General features: G+C 67.9%; 3 protein-coding genes. 1 reads left to right on the top strand and 2 read right to left on the bottom strand.

What is annotated here, in order from left to right; genetic code table 11:
- The coding region (locus FJ311_16310) for a fructosamine kinase (GenBank protein MBM3952998.1) at positions 1-760 on the bottom strand (760 nt) is incomplete at its 3' end.
- On the bottom strand, positions 741-1,241 hold the full coding sequence (locus FJ311_16305) for a low molecular weight phosphotyrosine protein phosphatase (protein MBM3952997.1): 501 nt from the start codon (positions 1,239-1,241) through the stop codon (positions 741-743). The genes FJ311_16310 and FJ311_16305, both read right to left, overlap by 20 nt.
- An 80-nt stretch (positions 1,242-1,321) precedes the next feature.
- Here FJ311_16305 and FJ311_16300 point away from each other — a divergent pair.
- On the top strand, positions 1,322-1,527 hold a 206-nt coding region (locus FJ311_16300; GenBank protein MBM3952996.1), incomplete at its 3' end, for an NAD-dependent protein deacylase.

Raw genomic sequence — 1,527 nt, 5'->3', positions numbered from 1 at the left:
GATCGCGCCGCGCCTCGAAGAAACCCGGCCGCAACGGGCGCAGTTCCCCGTAACGGCGGAAGAACGCGGGCCCGAAGGTGCCGAACAGGGTGCCGAACGCGAGTTCGATTTCCGGATCGGCGTAGTAGACCGCGGGATCGACGAACGCGGCGACGCGTCCCCGCCGGCACAGGATGTTGCCGCCCCAGGCGTCGCCGTGGATCAAGGCGGGCGGCGTCGAGCCTTCGATCCATTGGCCGAGCCGCCCCGCCAGCTTTTCGATCCGGCCGACGATCCGAGCGGGCAACCGCCCGGCCCGATGCGCCTCCGTCGCCATGTATAGAAGCCTTCGGTCGCGGAAGAACGCGAGCCAGCTTGCCTCCCGGCCGTTCGGCTGAAGAAGCCCGCCGATCAGCGTATCGCCGTCGTAGCCGAACGCGGGCGCGGTGTTCCCGTGCAGGCGGGCGAGCAGTTCGGCGGCGTGCGCCTCCGCGCTTTCGGTCAGGCCGCCGGACGTTTCGACGTAGTCCATAACCAAAAGATCGTCCGCCGCGAAAACCACTTTTGGCACCGGAAGACCCGTCCGTTCGAGCGCGCGGAGCATATCGCCCTCGAGGTCGAGCCGGCTGCCGCCGCTTCCCGCCTTGACCACGACGCGGACGCCCGAGGCGAGATCGACGCGGAACACGTCGCCGACGCAGCCGCCGGAGAGCGGCGAAAGTCCGATGACGCGCGCGCCCGCGACCTCGGCGATCCGGGATTCAAGCGCCGCGCGGGCCATTGTTTCCGGCGAGATGGAGTTCGCGAATATGCGCGAGGAGGCCGTCGGCGGCCGCCTCGGCGAGGTCAAGCACGTATTCGAAACCGTCCGCGCCGCCGTAGTAGGGATCCGGGACTTCGTCGGGCGCCCCTTCCGGCGCGAATTCGAGAAAAAGCCGGAGCCGGGATTCCGCCCCCCTGGGGCACAAGCGGGCAAGGTTGCGCAGGTTCGAGCGATCCATGGCCAGCACGTATTCGAAACGCTCGAAGTCCTCGCGCGCGACTTGGCGGCCGCGCAAATCCGAGATATCGACGCCGCGCCGTTTCGCCGCCGCGCGCGCCCGGGGATCGGGCGGCTCGCCGATATGATAGCCGTGGGTTCCGGCGGAATCGGTCGCAATGGCGTGCGCAAGCCCGGCGTGCGCGACACGCGCGCGAAACACGCCTTCGGCGGTGGGCGAGCGGCAGATGTTACCGAGGCAGACGAAGAGAACGCGAATCATGGTTTTCCCGCATTCGGCGGTTTCGGGATTATGCGACGCGGATTATTATCGGAGCCCTTGCCGGGAGCAAGTTCACGCCCATGAACCGCGAAAAACGCATCGTCGTACTGACCGGAGCGGGGATTTCCAAAGAATCCGGCCTCAGCACGTTTCGCGACGCCGACGGCATCTGGGCGACGGTGCGGATCGAGGACGTGGCGACGCCCGACGCGTTCCGGCGCGATCCGGCGCGGGTACACGATTTTTACAATCGGCGCCGCCGCGCGCTGCTCGATCCCGCGATCCA

It is taken from the genome of Rhodospirillales bacterium, from assembly GCA_016872535.1.
In the GTDB taxonomy this organism is placed as follows: Bacteria; Pseudomonadota; Alphaproteobacteria; order Rhodospirillales; family 2-12-FULL-67-15; genus 2-12-FULL-67-15.
The sequence above is the reverse complement of the archived record's forward strand: the minus strand, read 5'-3'. Positions and strand labels throughout refer to the sequence as shown.